Genomic DNA, 16,886 nt, shown 5'->3' on the forward strand with positions numbered 1-16,886 from the left:
CTATCGAAAAAAGTGCTGATTTATGGTAAAATAGGGTCACTACTGTACGAGGAAATATCATGTCAAACAAGTTTGAAATTTTAATGCATCAGCTGGATATGCCACTGGAAATGAGAAATTCAGAGGCCTTTTTGAATGCAGAAATCGAGAAGGTTCTGGTCCACAAGGTCAGTCGGGTCTGGGAGTTTCATTTTTCTTTTGCGAATATTCTGCCTATTGAGATTTTTCGGGAATTGCAGAAGCGCTTAGCTCAAGAGTTTTCTAAGACGGGCAATCAAGCTGTTTTTGAAATTCACTGTCAGGCCCCTCAGGTATCGGATGACCTCTTGCAGGCTTATTACCAGCTGGCCTTTGAGGAAGGTCCATGTGCTAGCCATGGATTTAAGAGCCTTTATCAGGATTTGCGGGTTCATTTGGATGGGGACAAGTTGCTAATTGAAGGTCCCTCGACCATTGATACCGAGCATTTTCGCAAGAATCACCTGCCCAATCTCAGCCAGCAGCTGGTCAAGTACGGCTTTCCTCAGCTGACCTGTCAGGTCCAGCACAGCGATGAGTTGACCCAGCAGCAAGCGGAGAATTTCCAGACGGAGAATGACAAGATTGTCCAAGCAGCCAATGAAGAGGCCCTCAAAGCCATGGAATCCCTGCAGCAGATGGCACCACCGCCAGAGGAAAAGCCAGCCTATGACTTCCAAGCTCGCAAGGCTGCGGCTAAACCAAAGCTGGACAAGGCAGAGATTACCCCTATGATTGAAGTTCAGACTGAAGAAAACCGTCTGGTCTTCGAGGGAATGGTCTTTGACTTGGAGCAGAAGGTCACTCGGACCGGCCGGGTCCTGCTCAATTTCAAAATGACAGACTACACTTCCAGCTTCTCCTTGCAGAAATGGATGAAAAACGAAGAAGAAGCCAAGAAGTTTGACATGATTAAGAAAGGTGCCTGGCTGCGGGTGCGGGGAAATGTGGAGATGAACAACTTCACCCGCGACCTGACCATGAATGTGCAGGATGTGCAGGCCGTCACCCACTATGAGCGCAAGGATCTGATGCCTGAGGGTCAGAAACGGGTTGAGTTTCACGCTCATACCAATATGTCTACGATGGACGCTCTGCCTGAGGTCGAGGAAATCGTTGCAACGGCAGCCAAGTGGGGCCACAAGGCTGTCGCCATTACTGACCATGGCAATGTGCAGAGCTTTCCCCATGGCTACAAGGCTGCTAAGAAGGCTGGTATTCAGCTGATTTACGGTATGGAGGCCAATATTGTAGAAGACAGGGTTCCTATCGTCTACAATGAAGTGGACATGGAGCTGAGCAATGCGACCTATGTAGTCTTTGACGTGGAAACAACAGGACTTTCAGCGGTTTACAATGACTTGATTCAGGTCGCTGCCAGCAAGATGCACAAGGGCAATATCATCGCTGAGTTTGATGAGTTTATCAATCCTGGCCATCCTCTGTCGGCCTTTACGACAGATCTGACCGGGATTACAGATGAGCATGTCCGCAATGCCAAACCGCTAGAGCAAGTTCTGAAAGAATTTCAAGAATTTTGCCAGGACAGCGTCCTCGTTGCCCATAATGCTACCTTTGACGTGGGCTTTATGAATGTCAATTATGAGCGGCATGGCCTGCCGAAGATTACCCAACCAGTCATTGACACGCTGGAATTTGCCCGCAATCTCTATCCAGAGTACAAGCGGCATGGTCTGGGGCCTTTGACCAAGCGTTTCCAGATTGCTCTGGAGCACCACCACATGGCCAACTATGACGCGGAAGCGACAGGCCGCCTCCTCTTTATCTTTATCAAGGATGTGGCTGAAAAGCATGGCGTGACCAATCTCAAGGATTTGAATACGGATCTGGTCGATGAGAATTCTTATAAGAAAGCTCGGGTCAAGCATGCGACCATTTATGTGAAAAATCAGACGGGACTAAAGAATATTTTCAAGTTAGTCAGTCTGTCCAATACCAAGTATTTCGAAGGTGTCCCGCGGATTCCACGGACCGTGCTGGATGCTCATCGTGACGGTCTGATTCTGGGCTCGGCCTGCTCAGAAGGAGAAGTCTATGATGCTGTTGTCTCTCAGGGGGTGGATGCGGCTGTCGAAGTGGCCAGGTATTATGACTTTATCGAGGTCATGCCACCGGCTATCTATGAGCCGCTGATTGCCAAGGAGCAGATAAAAGACCAAGAAGAACTGCAGACCATAATTCGCAATTTGATTGAGGTCGGAGATCGCTTGGGCAAGCCTGTCCTTGCGACAGGGAACGTCCACTATATCGAGCCGGAAGAAGAAATCTATCGTGAGATTATCGTACGGAGTCTCGGTCAGGGAGCCATGATTAACCGGACTATTGGTCACGGTGAAAATGCCCAGCCGGCTCCGCTTCCTAAGGCTCACTTCCGGACCACCAATGAGATGCTGGACGAATTTGCCTTCTTGGGCGAGGACTTAGCTAAGAAGCTAGTCATCACCAATCCGAATCAGCTGGCGGAGACCTTTGAGCCGGTCGAGGTGGTCAAGGGCGACCTCTATACGCCTTTCATTGACAAGGCCGAGGAGACAGTTGCCGATCTGACCTATCAAAAGGCTTTTGAGATTTATGGCAATCCGCTGCCAGATATCGTGGACTTGCGGATCGAAAAAGAGCTGACCTCCATCTTGGGGAATGGCTTTGCCGTGATTTACTTGGCTTCGCAGATGCTGGTGCAACGATCCAATGAGCGGGGCTATCTGGTAGGTTCACGGGGGTCAGTTGGATCCAGCTTTGTCGCGACCATGATTGGAATTACCGAGGTTAATCCCCTGTCGCCCCACTATGTCTGTGGCAAATGCCAATACAGCGAGTTCATCACGGACGGCTCCTATGGTTCTGGCTTTGATATGCCGGATAAGGACTGTCCAGAGTGTGGTCACAAGCTGAGCAAGAACGGTCAGGATATTCCATTTGAGACCTTTCTTGGATTTGACGGGGACAAGGTACCCGATATTGACTTGAACTTCTCTGGAGAGGATCAGCCGAGCGCCCATTTGGACGTGCGGGATATCTTTGGTGCGGAGTATGCCTTTCGGGCTGGAACCGTTGGTACCGTTGCGGCTAAGACGGCCTATGGATTTGTCAAGGGATATGAGCGCGACTACGGGAAGTTCTATCGGGACGCCGAAGTTGAGCGTCTGGCGCAGGGAGCTGCCGGAGTCAAGCGGACGACTGGACAACACCCGGGCGGAATCGTTGTTATCCCTAACTACATGGATGTTTATGACTTTACACCGGTCCAATATCCAGCTGATGATGTGACGGCCGAGTGGCAGACCACCCACTTCAACTTCCACGATATCGATGAAAATGTCCTCAAGCTAGACGTTCTGGGACACGATGATCCGACCATGATTCGGAAGCTTCAGGACTTGTCTGGCATTGATCCTAATGACATTCCTATGGATGATGCTGGCGTCATGGCCCTCTTTTCTGGAACAGACATTCTGGGTGTGACTCAGGAGCAAATCGGCACGCCGACTGGTATGCTGGGGATTCCGGAGTTTGGGACTAATTTTGTACGGGGCATGGTTGATGAGACCCATCCGACCACCTTTGCCGAGCTCTTACAGCTATCTGGTCTCTCTCACGGTACAGACGTTTGGCTAGGCAATGCTCAGGACTTGATCAAGCAAGGGATTGCTGACCTGTCCACCGTTATCGGCTGTCGGGACGATATCATGGTTTACCTCATGCATAAGGGCTTGGATCCTAAGATGGCCTTTACGATCATGGAGCGTGTGCGGAAGGGCCTTTGGCTGAAGATTTCTGAAGAAGAGCGCAATGGCTACATCTCGGCCATGAAGGAAAACAATGTGCCAGAATGGTACATTGAGTCCTGTGGAAAGATCAAGTACATGTTCCCCAAGGCCCATGCGGCAGCCTACGTTATGATGGCCCTGCGGGTGGCCTACTTCAAGGTACATCATCCGATTTATTACTACTGTGCTTATTTCTCCATCCGGGCTAAGGCCTTTGATATCAAGACCATGAGTGGCGGACTTGATGCCGTCAAACGCCGGATGAACGAAATCGCTGAAAAGCGCAAGAACAACGAAGCCTCCAATGTAGAAATTGACCTTTATACGACTCTGGAAATCGTCAATGAAATGCTGGAGCGGGGCTTCAAGTTCGGGAAGCTGGATCTCTACAAGAGCCACGCGACTGAGTTTCTCATCGAAGAGGATACCCTTATCCCACCATTCTCTGCCATGGACGGTCTGGGTGACAACGTTGCCCGCCAAGTGGTCAGAGCGCGGGAAGAAGGCGAATTCCTCTCTAAGACAGAGCTCCGCAAACGTGGCGGTCTCTCTAGTACTCTAGTCGAAAAAATGGACGACATGGGCATCCTAGGCAATATGCCTGAGGATAACCAGTTGAGTTTGTTTGATGAGTTTTTCTAAGATAATTCAAAGAAAGTTAAAAGATGGACGAATTTTGTCCATCTTTTTTGCTATCTTTATTTTAGTAAATAGTAGATGGGGGAAGAGATGTTTTTTTATCAAATAGAATTTAGCAAAATGAATAAAAATATTAAAGAAGCAGATGAGGATTTTATCAAGGAGAATCAATGGTTTTATTGTTTCAAAAACCAAACATGTCTTTACGTTGTTGGAGTCACAGAACGTACCAAAGAGGATTTGTTTGATAAGCTAAAAACTTTGGGGATTAATGATGAAGAACGCACTGATTTTAAAGTTAAATCTATTAGTAAAAGTGAATATTTAAAGGAGGTGGGGAACAAGTATTCAGCTCAAATAGGTCAGCTTTTTCTTTATTCAGATGAAAGAGAGCTTTCAAATTCTGATGGCTTTGCTATTACTGATTTAGAATGGGAAAACTTAAATATTATAGGTTTGAATGAATTTCAAGAGTATGTTTTAAAACTAAAAATGTTTTTAAATAATCAAAAGGAAAGAAGGCGGAAGAAAGAAAAGGTCCTTGTTGAAAATCAGTTTTTAATTTTCAAAGGTTCTTTAGGAACTGGTAAAAAATTTGCTATCGAATATTTGATGAGGTTGTTAAATGTCAAGTCTAAGACTATTTTGAAAGATGGATTTTCAGTTAATTTTGAGTCAGAACAGCGTTTAGTGGTAATAAAGAACTATTCAACTATGCATCCTAGAAAAAAAGAGGAATTAAAAAATAATATTGTAGAAGCAACGGAAGGAAGAATATATATTTTTTTGGCAGAATCAGATAGCGTAGCATATGAAATATCTAGAGAATTTCTTCCACTATTTCATGTCGTTTATGAATTAAATTTTCCTCCCTACTCATATAACGAACTTGTTAATATTATAAAGTTTCGCTTAGGGAATTATGGCTTTCATTTAAAAGAAGATCAAATAAACTTACTTTCAAATCACAATTGTCTTACAAATAGTTACGATAGTTGTTATTTTGCTCAAAAGATTATTGAATATAATGTAATAGAAAGTAATTTGAGTATTGGAAAGAAAAGTTCTTCTTTGCCGTTGGAGCTGTTTTGTATGAAAGGTTGCAACAATCCATTAGCTACAAATTATGATACTCTGAAGGAGCTAGATCGTTTGGTTGGCTTATCTACTGTTAAAAATCTGATTCATAGAATTTTAGCTTATTTTTCTATATTGCAAAGAAGACTTGAAATACATTCTTCGCCCGTTCGGCCTTGTATGCACTTTATGTTTTCTGGAGCATCTGGTACTGGAAAAACAATCGTTGCTAGATTGTTGACAAAGATTTTTTATGAACATGGAATTATTAAATCAAACGCTTTGATTGAAGTAGGGCGCTCAGATTTAATTGGTGAATATGTTGGCCAAACAGCTCCAAAGGTTAAAAGATTATTTGATAATGCAAAAGGTGGTATTTTGTTTATTGATGAGGCATATAGTCTAATTCCACAAGGTGAGCGTGATTTTGCTAATGAAGCGATTCCTACAATTATTCAGGAAATGGAAAATAATAGAAATGACGTCATTGTGATTTTCGCTGGTTATACAGAAATGATGGAGGAGTTTTTAAATACCAATCCAGGTTTAGCTTCTAGAATTAGTAGAAAAATTCATTTTGATAATTATAACAAGTATGAACTGTATGACATTCTGACTCTAATGGCTGATCAACAAGGTTATCTAATAGATAAGAAATGCAAAGCTATCCTTTTGACCCATTTTGAAAAGTGCCTTTGCTCAGAAAGTTTTGGTAATGCTCGCTATGTCAGAAAACTATTTGAATTAGTTTTATATATTCAAGCGGAGCGACTGATGAAAAAAGAGAGAGTATCAGATCTAACTGATGCAGAGTTGAGCTATTTGTCTTACATAGATTTTGCAAAAGCAATACACGATTTAGAGAAAAAAGAAAATAACTCAAAAATAATAGGATTCAGGGCAGATATATAGAATATTTATGTTATAATATAGGGAAAGAGGAGGTTTTATGAACGATCAAGAACGTATTTTATCCATTTTGTTACGTTTGCAAGCAGGAGCTCATCTATCAAAAAATCAATTAAGTGATGAGTTTGAGGTTAGTGCAAAAACGATTCAGAGAGATTTCTCATTATTAGGTGATTTTTTAATGACTCAGCCCATGATAGCAGCTGAGTTGGCATACGATTCAAAACATCATACAAGATATTTAAAAGGAAAATCACTTTTTAATAAAAAAGATATTTTAATAATTTCTAAGATTTTATTAGAAAATAGAGCCTTAAATAAAGTAGAAAATGAGGACTTGTTAAAAAGTTTGTTGGGGCTTGTTTCAAAAGAGGAACAAAAAGAAATAGAAATGATTATCAACAGCGAAAGACTGAACTATGCTCCGATTACAGACGAGCAAAATCGTATTCAAAAGATTTGGGAATGGTCAGAAATGATTCGCAAGGAGAAGGTGCTAGAAATTGTCTACAAGAGTCCCTATCAAGATAAAAAAGAACATTTAATTTTTCCAGTTTCTCTGTACTATGATATTCATTATTTTTATATTGTAGCTTACAATCTTAAGAATGAGCATTATATGACCTTGCGTTTGGACAGAATCCAGACTTGGAAGTCCACAAAGGAATCTAAACCCAACATCTCTTATGGCAGAAAATTCAGGGATGGAGATATTCGTAATCAGCGAGTAGACGCTTTTTTAGGAAGAAAGGTCACAGTTGAATTAGAATTCCGTTATGATCCAACTATTGTTTTAGACCAATTTCCTAATGCACAGTGTTCATCTGCCGACGAAGGATGGACACGGTTTAAATTTGAAAGTCAATATACACCTGGTCTTAAACGTTGGCTACTCAGTCAAGGAGAAGCAGTGAGGATTTTGTCGCCACAGTCTTTAGTTGATAATATTCAGAAGACGATGAAAGAAATTTTAGGCTACTATCAATAAATATTTTTGATATTTGAACTTAAGTGGACATAAAATGTCCACCTAAAGATGTAGAATTTATCCATTAAGAAATAAAGGAGGAAAAAATGATTGAATGGATTGTAGTTGATAGGTTTGGCAATCAAATCGCAGGACCATTTTTTGATAAAATAGCAGCAGAAAACGTTGCAAAAGCAATTCCTAATGCTACTATTATTCCAAAGCATTAATGGCCCAAAGATTCTATGCTGATAAGATTTTTAGGAGATAATGATGAATATCAATGAAAAAGAAATAGGGTTTGAAAGTAAAAAAGTATCAGAAATATTGAAATGGGATAGGCTAACAATACCAAGTTATCAAAGACCTTATAAATGGAACAGAAAGCATATCCGTAATCTCTTTTATGATTTACGAGATGCTATGGAGAAAAAGGAATATCAAGTTGGCTCTGTTATCTTGCATGAGAATGATGGATGCCTAGATATTGTAGATGGCCAGCAACGATTGCTTTCCATTTCGCTATTTCTTTACGCTTTAGGCAGAGATAAAGAATTTAAAGGAGCAAGAAATTTACTTGAAGCTGACTTTGGAGAACTATCTTGCTATAATGCTTACGAAAATTTTAATGAATGGAAGAATTTAATCCAACTTGTAGGCGAGAAAGAAGCTGAACAGGTGTGTAGTTTTCTACTTGAAAATTGTTCTGTCTCGGTGATTACTATGCCACAGGAACGATTATCAGAGGCTTTTCAATTGTTTGATTCACAAAATAATCGTGGAAAATCTCTAGAACCTCACGATTTACTCAAAGCTTATCATCTTCGTAAGCAAGATTCAGAAGATGAAAAGATTGTTGAAAAGTGGGAACAGTTTGTGGAAGACAAAGACTTAAGCCTCAAAGAGTTGTTTGATAAACATCTTTTCCGTATGAGACGTTGGTCTCGAGGAGAGACAGGATTAACAAACAAGCGTTATGGTTCTTATCTTCGTTTTACAGAGGATTTTATCGATGATTTTAAAGGTGTTGATTTAAATCAGAACTTTCCATACCTAGAATTGTATCGTCATGTTGAAGAGTTCCCTATGTCAATTACCATGCCTATCATTGATGGAAGTGAATTTTTTAAGTATATTGAATCTGCTTATGAAACTATTAAAAATCATAAAGATTTTTTAAATGAACAGTTAGGAATTTCTAATGAGTCAGAGGAGGAAGAAAAAAATTTAACTTACCCAGAAGGTATGTTGAAAATATACAATAGCTCAAAGGGACGCTATCTCAAGTGCCACAATATGTTCCTAAATATTTGTTCGCTTTTTGCCGAGAGATTTGGAAAAGAAGAGCTATCAAAGGAAATAGTAGAGACCTTATTTATTTGGTCTTATTACCCCCGTGTTAAATCTCGAGCGATATATGATGCAACGGTAGGAAAATATGCTGCTGGAGGAAGTTTCAGACAAAAAGAGGTTCAAAAACTATTCCAACTTTTAGCCCATGCTGTAACTCCAAATGATTTCATGGTCAAGATAGATAGAGAATTATTTGAAAATTATACAGTGGAGCAGATTATAGAGGAGGAAAAAGAGAAATGGTAGAAACACATATAAGCTTATCAGTTAGTCGTTTGTTAAATGAAGATAGCTATGCTATTCCTCTTTACCAGAGAAATTTTGCTTGGACTTATGATGAAATTGAGCAATTATTGAACGATGTAGCAGATGCTTTTCAAGAACAAAGAGAAAATTACTATATTGGAACATTAGTCGTTAATGAAGAGAATGGTCTTTTCAAAATCATAGATGGGCAACAGCGGACAACAGCCCTTAATTTGATTGCCTTGGCTTTGAAACATGAGTTTGGTTTTGATAGATTGAAAGCTGTCAATCTTACTTTCCCAGCTAGGAAGAAGTCAAATGAGAACATTCAAAAGCTATTTACCAAGCAAAAAATTTCTGAAGACGATGAAAATGAACTCACTAGAGGTTACCGACATGCTCATGACGCATTGAAAAAAGTGCTAGAGGAGCGCCAATTTGAATCTAAATCTTTCTTTAATTATCTTTTTGATAAAGTCATTATTTTTCGTAGTATTCTTCCTAATGATTTAGATTTGAATCTCTATTTCGAACGATTTAACTCTCGAGGAGAACAACTAGAGGCCCATGAAATTCTTAAGGCGCAAATGATGGCTAAGTTTGGTGAAGATCAAGAAATGGCGCAAAAATTCGCAAGAATCTGGGATGCCTGCGCAGAGTTTGATAAGCCAGTATTAAAAGCTTTTCAAATTCGAAGTAGACCAAATAATCCTGATGAAGAGGGGGAGAAAATTTTTGGGAGAGAATATGCTAATTTCAAATTGCAAGAAGTATTTGATAAGATAGGAGTTGATAAGTTAGAGACAAAAAGTTTACTAGAGGCTATTTCTGGGGACAAATCTGAGAGGGGGAGAGCAGTAAGTAAAGAGTCAGATATTTCAAACTATACAACTGTAATTGATTTTCCAACGTTTTTGCTTCAAGTGTTTTTCATCATTGAAGGAAGTAATGAAACTACATTTGATGATAAAAAATTATTGAAAATTTTTGAAATTGAACGACGAGATAGAGAATGGGTCCAACAATTTGGGCAACTACTTCTGACTATGAAGCATATATTTGATACGCTTATCGTAAAAAATGTCCAATTAGAAAATGAAACCGAATGGCAAATCAAACGAGGTCAGTATGAGACATATCAACGAAATGAAAATGGAGGATGGAAATATGTTCGAATTAATTTTCAAAAAAATACTTTTGACAATTTAAACAAAAACATTATCCTCCTCCAATCCATGTTTGCTGTGACCTTTACTGCCAATCGTGATAGTCGTTGGTTATATGAAATCTTGCAATTCTTGTTTAACCATATTGAAGAGTTAAATCAAACAGAATTTGCTAGTCAGTTTAAGGATTTTCTTGAAAAAATGGCAGTGAGATATGCTGAGGAAAGATTGTTTACTGAAGAAAAAAGTATCAAAAAATACGGTGCAATTCCTGTTTATGCTTTTAACTTTGTAGATTATGTTTTATGGAAAAATCGTGCCGAATTAGAGAAAGAGTACAAGGATATTAAATTTGATAATTTCAAATTTGCATATCGCCGTTCCATAGAGCATTGGTTTCCTCAGAATCCAAATGGACATGATGGAGAGTGCCAATTACCTGCTGAGTTTTTACATTCCTTTGGCAATCTTTGTATCATTACAGATAGTCAGAATTCTAAGTTTGGAAATTCCTATCCAGAGTCTAAACTAGCACAATGGAAGAGAGAGGATATCTTCAAACGTCAGAGTCTAAAATTACAAATAATGGCTGCCATAACGGAAAAGACTAAATGGAAATCAGATCAGATTGTAGGACTGGAGAAAGAGATTATACCTATGGTGAGCGAATTTATAGAAAATAAAAAGTAAGTTGTCAAATCTAGCATAATTTAAGGGGCTGATGTATATCCAATAGATTTACATCAGCTTTCTTTTTTGTTAAAATAGTCTATAGAAAGAAGGTGAGAGTATGTCAAAGACTAGTATGAGCATCCGCTTGGACAGTGAGATCAAGGAGCAGGCTCAGCAGGTTTTCAACAGCTTGGGAATGGATATGACGACGGCTATCAATATTTTTCTTCGTCAGGCTATTCAGTACCAAGGACTGCCCTTTGATGTTAGACTGGATGAAAGCAGGAAGCTAATGGAAGTATTGGCAGATTTAGAGCAAAATCGGAATATGAGTCAGTCTTTTGGGAGTGTCTCAGACTTGATGGAGGATTTGCGTGCTTAAGATTCGTTATCATAAACATTTTAAAAAAGATTTTAAGTTGGCTATGAAGCGTGGACTTAAGGCAAACTTGTTAGAAGAAGTATTAGAGTTTTTGATTCAGGAAAAAGAACTTCCTGCTAAATATCGAGATCATCAACTGACAGCATCCAAGCACTTTAAAGGCGTGCGTGAATACCATATCCAGCCGGATTGGCTCCTGGTTTATAAAGTGGATAAGGAAGAATTGATTTTAAACTTGCTTAGGACAGGCAGTCATAGTGATTTATTTTAATCTATTAAAAGATAATTGAGGATTCTGAAGACGCCAGTACAAGTAAGAGTTTATACCTTAGAATTATGATTTAGAAAGGACTATCTCATGAAACTTACCATTTCCGCTCAGGATAAGCCAGCGCAAAAAGTGTTTGATTACCAGCTGGATCTTGATCCAGATACGATTTTGAAAATGACCGCTTTGATTTGCGGTACGGTGGCAGTGGTTAGCCTGCTGTCCATGTTTAAAGAGAATTAACAAAAGAAAAGGAGAAGCAGAATGGTTCTGCCAAATTTTAAAGAAAACTTAGAAAAATATGCTAAACTATTGGTTGCCAATGGTATTAATGTGCAGCCGGGTCACACAGTGGCTCTCAATATTGATGTGGAGCAGCGTGAGCTGGCTCACTTAATTGTCAAGGAAGCCTATGCTCTGGGGGCTCACGAGGTCATCGTCCAGTGGGCGGATGATTTGACTGCGCGGGAGAAATTCCTCCATGCACCAATGGAGCGCTTGGACAATGTTCCAGACTATAAGGTGGCTGAGATGAACTATCTCCTCGAAAAGAAAGCCAGCCGCTTGGGCGTTCGTTCATCTGATCCGGGGGCTTTGAACGGCGTGGATGCTGAGAAATTATCAGCTTCTGCTAAGGCTATGGGCATAGCCATGAAGCCGATGCGAATTGCAACCCAGTCCAATAAAGTCAGCTGGACAGTTGCAGCAGCAGCCGGTACAGAGTGGGCTAAGAAGGTCTTTCCAAATGCAGCCAGCGATGTGGAAGCGGTAGACTTGCTCTGGGATCAGATTTTCAAGACCTGCCGTGTCTATGAAGATGATCCAGTAGCCGCTTGGCAGGCCCATGAAGAAAAACTCAGCTCAAAAGCTAAGGTTTTAAATGAGGAGCAATTCACTGCTCTGCACTACACAGCGCCGGGAACTGACTTGACATTGGGCTTGCCCAAGAACCATCACTGGGAGTCAGCAGGCAGTCTTAATGCTCAGGGCGAGTATTTCATTGCTAACATGCCGACAGAAGAGGTCTTTACAGCACCGGACTTCCGCCGGGCAGAAGGTTATGTGACCAGCACCAAGCCTCTTAGCTACAATGGCAACATCATCGAAGGCATCAAGGTAACCTTCAAGGATGGACAGATTGTGGACATTACTGCTGAAAAGGGCGACCAGGTTATGAAGGATCTTGTCTTTGAAAATGCTGGTGCGCGTGCTTTAGGTGAGTGTGCCTTGGTACCAGATCCAAGCCCGATTTCTCAGTCAGGCATTACTTTCTTCAATACTCTCTTTGATGAAAATGCTTCTAATCACTTGGCTATCGGTGCAGCCTATGCGACTAGTGTGGTCAGTGGAGAGAATTTCTCTGAAGAAGAGCTGGAAGCAGCGGGTCTCAACCGCTCGGATGTCCATGTGGACTTTATGATTGGCTCAAATCAGATGGATATTGACGGTATCCGAGAAGACGGCAGCCGTGTAGCAATCTTTAGAAATGGAGACTGGGCAATTTAAGATTTTGAGCTGTCCTAAATGGCTCATTCCATAATGACAGCTTCCACTTGCTTCTTGAGAAGCCTTGCTAGAAATATAGAAAGAAGGGGAATATATGATTGGTAGTATGTTTGTCGGTTTTATCATCGGCCTTATCGCCGGGGCTATTACCAGCCGTGGGGAGCGCATGGGCTGTATCGGAAAAATCCTCTTGGGTTGGTTTGGTTCCTTGATAGGTCAATTTCTCTTTGGCCATTGGGGGCCAATGCTTGCTGATACAGCTATTGTTCCATCAGTGCTAGGAGCAGTTATCCTCTTGGCTATTTTCTGGAGACGGGATAGTTAGAGTAGAAAAAAATACCTAGATAATTTCTATCTAGGTATTTTTGATAATGATATATAAGCTATTTACTCAATCACCAACATGCCGTCTTTAACTGCAAACGGGTCTTTTTCGTTGATGCGGTCATAGAACATGATGCCGTTGATATGGTCGATTTCATGCTGAACAACAATGGCGTTATAGCCCTTGAGTTTGATACGATGCTTTTGACCATCCTTGTCAAAGTAATCCACGGTCACTCGTGCATGACGAACTACGTAGCCCGGTACTTCTCGATCGACTGATAGGCAGCCTTCACCATCAGCTAAGGCTGCATCCTGAACGGAATGGGCTACAATCTTAGGATTGTACATCAGTGTTTGCAGGCTATAAGCTTCCTTAGGCGGATTGCCCTCTTCGTCGTCAGGGTTGGGAACTAAAACAGCGATGAGCCGTTTGGAAATATCCAGCTGGGGAGCAGCTAGACCAACACCGCCGCGCAGCCCCATTTTTTCTGCCGTGACTGGGTCCTGGGAATGCTTGAGAAATTGCATCATCTTCTCGCCCAGAATGATTTCCTGGTCTGAGAGAGGGAAGCTGACTTCCTCAGCGATAGCGCGCAGGGTCGGATTGCCCTCGCGGATAATGTCCTTCATATCAATTAAATGGGCTGGTTTGGTTAATCGTTCAATAACAGATGTTTTTTCACTCACAGACATGATTCTCTCCTTTTTTCTATCCTTCATCATAACATAAAACCTGCAAGAAATAAAGGCGGGAGCGGTTTTGACTGGCTGGCGGTGCCTGCTTTTTGATGAAGCGACAGCGCCCCATAATATTCCTGACAAAGAAATTGCGTCTTGACCCAAAAAACTGTATGATAGAGGTAGTGTGAATTTTAAAGGAAAATAGAATGAAAAAATTGATGGAAAAGGTGAGTATCCTCTCGCTTTCTTTGATTCTGACTACGGCTTTTTCGATTTCCAGTGCCCAGTCGGCCATGTTTGCTTTTTATAAAGGCATTCCAGAAAGTTGGGTAGAACTTCTGGTTTCTTTGCCTTCGGCTGGGATTATGCTGATGTTGCTGTTTAATAGGGTCATTGAAAAATACCTGACAGAGCGCCAGATGATTGTCAGTGGACTTGTGATTTTTTCACTTTGCGGGCTTCTTCCTCTTCTTAATCAGTTTTACTGGCTTATGTTTGTATCTCGGCTTGTCTTTGGGATGGGAATTGGTCTGCTCAATGCCAAGGCTATCTCGATTGTTAGCGAGCGCTACAAGGGACAGGAACGCGTTCGGCTTTTAGGACTGAGGGGATCAGCAGAAGTAGTCGGGACAGCCCTGCTGACTTTTGGCGTCAGTTGGCTTCTTCCTCTCGGCTGGCATGCTGCCTTTCTCGTCTACACCTTTGGACTGGTGGTTTTGGCGCTTTATCTGCTTTTTGTTCCTTATGACAAGGTCTTTGAAAAGCAGCAAGAACAGTCTGAATTGACTCCTAAGCTAAGCAGTCATGATTGGCAGCTGAGTCTAGCTTTTGCCTTTGTGTCGGGGGTCATTGTGCTGACCTATATTGCCATCAATGTGCGCGTGCCGGGGATTGTAGAGAAGTCCGGCATGGGGACTGCCCAGACTGCAGGTGTGATTCTTTCCTTGATGCAGTTGATTGGGATTGCAGCGGGAGTCAGCTTTGCTAGTTTGACCCGTCTTTTTAGAGACAAACTGCTGATGCTTTCTGGTCTGGTTTTTGGCCTGACTCAGATTATCATAGGCTTCTCACCTAATCTCTTGTCACTCAGCATGGCTACTATTAGCGCTGGCTTTGTCTATAGTGTCGGTCTGACGACCATTTTTTACACCCTGTCCGAGCGCATTTCCGCCCACCTCCTCAATCAAGCAACTTCTATCGTGATTTTAGGCTGCAGTATCGGAGCAACAGCCACTACTTTTGTCCTCAGTTTCATTGGGAGATTCTCCAACGCTCCAGCCTTTATCTTCAGCGTTTTGGGGCTGGCTATGATTCTGACCTCGCTCTTTGTTCTAAGATTTAGCAAAGAAAAGAGCGGAATGGCTTCAGAAAGTTAGGAGGTTATACGATGCGTCTGGATAAATTTTTAGCAGAAAATGGTCTGGGCTCACGCGCTCAGGTCAAGCAGCTTCTAAAGAAAGGGCTGGTTTTGGTCAATGGCAGAGCAGAGAAATTACCTAAGACTCAGATTGATGAGACAGCAGATGAGATTATTGTTTCTGGCCAAAGGTTGACCTATGAAAAATTCGTCTACTACCTTCTCAACAAGCCACAGGGAGTCATTTCGGCGACAGAGGATGACCGTCATAAGACGGTTCTGGACTTGCTGGACGAGACTGCCCGTCGGAAAGAAGTTTTTCCTGTCGGCCGCTTGGATATTGATACCCACGGCCTGCTCCTTCTGACCAATAATGGCAAGCTGGCTCATGCCATGCTGTCACCCAAAAAGCATGTAGAAAAAATCTACCGAGCTCAAGTGGCAGGCCTGATGAACCAAGCAGATGTGGAGCGCTTTGCTGCAGGAATAGAACTGAAAGACCTCACCTGTCAGCCAGCTCAGCTCAAGATTTTAGAGTTGGACGAGGCAAAAGAGACTTCTCTCGTAGAAATTACCCTAGCTGAGGGCAAGTTCCACCAGGTCAAGCGTATGGTGGCTGCCTGCGGAAAAGAAGTCACGGATCTGCAGCGCCTCACGATGGGGCTCCTACAGTTGGATTCCGCACTAGCTCTTGGAGAATGGCGGAGATTGACCGAGGAAGAAATGCTTTCTTTAGAAATCTTTGGGGTAGAATTGTAAATGAAAGAGCCTGAATTCCTTATACAAAAGAGTTGAAACAGAATCATTTGACAAAGGTAGCCCTTCTTGGTAGAATAAGTATGTCGCAAAGACAAATAACTTCTTCTTGGTTGCAGGCCATGCCAAACCTGTCACTCGGATGAAGCGTAAAGAAAAGGAGTATATCATGGCAATCTCAAAAGAGAAAAAAAATGAAATCATTGCACAATACGCACGTCACGAAGGTGACACTGGTTCAGTAGAGGTACAAGTTGCTGTCCTTACTTGGGAAATCAATCACCTCAACGACCACATCAAACAACACAAAAAAGACCACGCTACTTACCGTGGTTTGATGAAGAAAATCGGTCGCCGTCGTAACTTGCTTGCATACTTGCGTAAAAACGACGTTAACCGTTACCGTGAGTTGATCAACTCTCTTGGACTTCGTCGCTAATCTTGCGTCTAAAACGTTTCTATACTTCGTTGACTTCGCCTCGATGTACCATTAGTACAATCTTCGCCTCGTCGCCTAGTTTATAAACGTTTTATCCAGCAAGAATCATGATGCTAAGGGCGTCAAAAATCCGTATGAAAATAGGGAAACGACATCGTGTTCGATGAACACAAGGAGTTTCATCTTTTTCACTAGGATTTTAGCCCGAGCTCAAATTGGCTCTCTGATTCCAGAGGGCTTTTTTCTGTTCCTTCGCCTTACCTCGATATACTCAAGTATTATCTTCGGTTACGGTTCCTAGCACTGTAAGGTAAAATCAACCAGATCTTCTCCCT

Annotated in this window: 15 protein-coding genes; 14 read left to right on the top strand and 1 reads right to left on the bottom strand. The window is 41.8% G+C overall.

Annotated elements, in window-relative coordinates; genetic code table 11:
• Nucleotides 1-59: 59 nt before the first annotated feature.
• From RYK49_RS03590 to RYK49_RS03640, 11 genes are all read left to right on the top strand, one after another.
• Entirely contained in the window at nt 60-4,448 is a 4,389-nt protein-coding gene (locus RYK49_RS03590; RefSeq protein WP_314830726.1) for a PolC-type DNA polymerase III, read from the top strand.
• An 87-nt stretch (nt 4,449-4,535) separates the two neighbouring features.
• Complete coding sequence (locus tag RYK49_RS03595) at nt 4,536-6,434, top strand: AAA family ATPase (RefSeq protein WP_314830725.1); 1,899 nt, start codon at nt 4,536-4,538, stop codon at nt 6,432-6,434.
• A gap of 37 nt (nt 6,435-6,471) precedes the next feature.
• On the top strand, nt 6,472-7,419 hold the full coding sequence (locus RYK49_RS03600) for a WYL domain-containing protein (RefSeq protein WP_314830724.1): 948 nt from the start codon (nt 6,472-6,474) through the stop codon (nt 7,417-7,419).
• 86 nt (nt 7,420-7,505) lie between these two features.
• On the top strand, nt 7,506-7,628 hold the full coding sequence (locus tag RYK49_RS03605; protein WP_002893824.1) for a hypothetical protein: 123 nt from the start codon (nt 7,506-7,508) through the stop codon (nt 7,626-7,628).
• A 40-nt stretch (nt 7,629-7,668) separates the two neighbouring features.
• Nucleotides 7,669-8,997, top strand: a complete 1,329-nt coding sequence (locus tag RYK49_RS03610) for a DUF262 domain-containing protein (RefSeq protein WP_314830723.1) — start codon at nt 7,669-7,671, stop codon at nt 8,995-8,997.
• Nucleotides 8,991-10,853 (top strand): DUF262 domain-containing HNH endonuclease family protein, encoded by a 1,863-nt coding sequence (locus tag RYK49_RS03615; RefSeq protein WP_314864899.1) that lies wholly within the window; start codon nt 8,991-8,993, stop codon nt 10,851-10,853. The genes RYK49_RS03610 and RYK49_RS03615 overlap by 7 nt, the downstream gene beginning before the upstream one ends.
• A gap of 100 nt (nt 10,854-10,953) precedes the next feature.
• Nucleotides 10,954-11,217, top strand: coding sequence for a type II toxin-antitoxin system RelB/DinJ family antitoxin (locus RYK49_RS03620; RefSeq protein WP_314830721.1), 264 nt, complete (start codon nt 10,954-10,956; stop codon nt 11,215-11,217).
• A complete protein-coding gene (locus RYK49_RS03625) occupies nt 11,210-11,488 on the top strand; it encodes a type II toxin-antitoxin system YafQ family toxin (RefSeq protein ID WP_314830720.1) in 279 nt (92 codons plus the stop codon). Before RYK49_RS03620 ends, RYK49_RS03625 begins: the two co-directional genes overlap by 8 nt.
• An 87-nt stretch (nt 11,489-11,575) precedes the next feature.
• The gene (locus tag RYK49_RS03630) at nt 11,576-11,728 is read left to right on the top strand and encodes a hypothetical protein (RefSeq protein ID WP_314830719.1); all 153 of its coding nucleotides are present in this window, start codon (nt 11,576-11,578) and stop codon (nt 11,726-11,728) included.
• A 21-nt stretch (nt 11,729-11,749) separates the two neighbouring features.
• Nucleotides 11,750-12,991, top strand: a complete 1,242-nt coding sequence (locus tag RYK49_RS03635; RefSeq protein WP_314830718.1) for an aminopeptidase — start codon at nt 11,750-11,752, stop codon at nt 12,989-12,991.
• Nucleotides 12,992-13,085: 94 nt separating this feature from the next.
• Nucleotides 13,086-13,316 carry a GlsB/YeaQ/YmgE family stress response membrane protein gene (locus RYK49_RS03640; protein WP_002893807.1) on the top strand — a complete coding sequence of 77 codons (231 nt, stop codon included), beginning with the start codon at nt 13,086-13,088 and terminating at the stop codon, nt 13,314-13,316.
• A gap of 62 nt (nt 13,317-13,378) precedes the next feature.
• Here the strand turns inward: RYK49_RS03640 and def are convergent, their stop codons facing one another.
• Nucleotides 13,379-14,011, bottom strand: coding sequence for a peptide deformylase (gene def / locus RYK49_RS03645; protein ID WP_268682402.1), 633 nt, complete (start codon nt 14,009-14,011; stop codon nt 13,379-13,381).
• A 194-nt stretch (nt 14,012-14,205) separates the two neighbouring features.
• Between def and RYK49_RS03650 the strand changes: the two genes are divergently transcribed.
• The 3 genes from RYK49_RS03650 (at nt 14,206) to rpsO (ending at nt 16,551) form a co-directional block, all read left to right on the top strand.
• A complete protein-coding gene (locus RYK49_RS03650; RefSeq protein ID WP_314830717.1) occupies nt 14,206-15,375 on the top strand; it encodes an MFS transporter in 1,170 nt (389 codons plus the stop codon).
• 11 nt (nt 15,376-15,386) lie between these two features.
• Nucleotides 15,387-16,115 carry a pseudouridine synthase gene (locus tag RYK49_RS03655; protein ID WP_314830716.1) on the top strand — a complete coding sequence of 243 codons (729 nt, stop codon included), beginning with the start codon at nt 15,387-15,389 and terminating at the stop codon, nt 16,113-16,115.
• Nucleotides 16,116-16,281: 166 nt separating this feature from the next.
• Entirely contained in the window at nt 16,282-16,551 is a 270-nt protein-coding gene (rpsO, locus tag RYK49_RS03660) for a 30S ribosomal protein S15 (protein WP_004193424.1), read from the top strand.
• Nucleotides 16,552-16,886: the final 335 nt, after the last annotated feature.

The sequence above is a fragment of the uncultured Streptococcus sp. genome, assembly GCF_963525625.1.
Taxonomy (GTDB): Bacteria; Bacillota; Bacilli; order Lactobacillales; family Streptococcaceae; genus Streptococcus.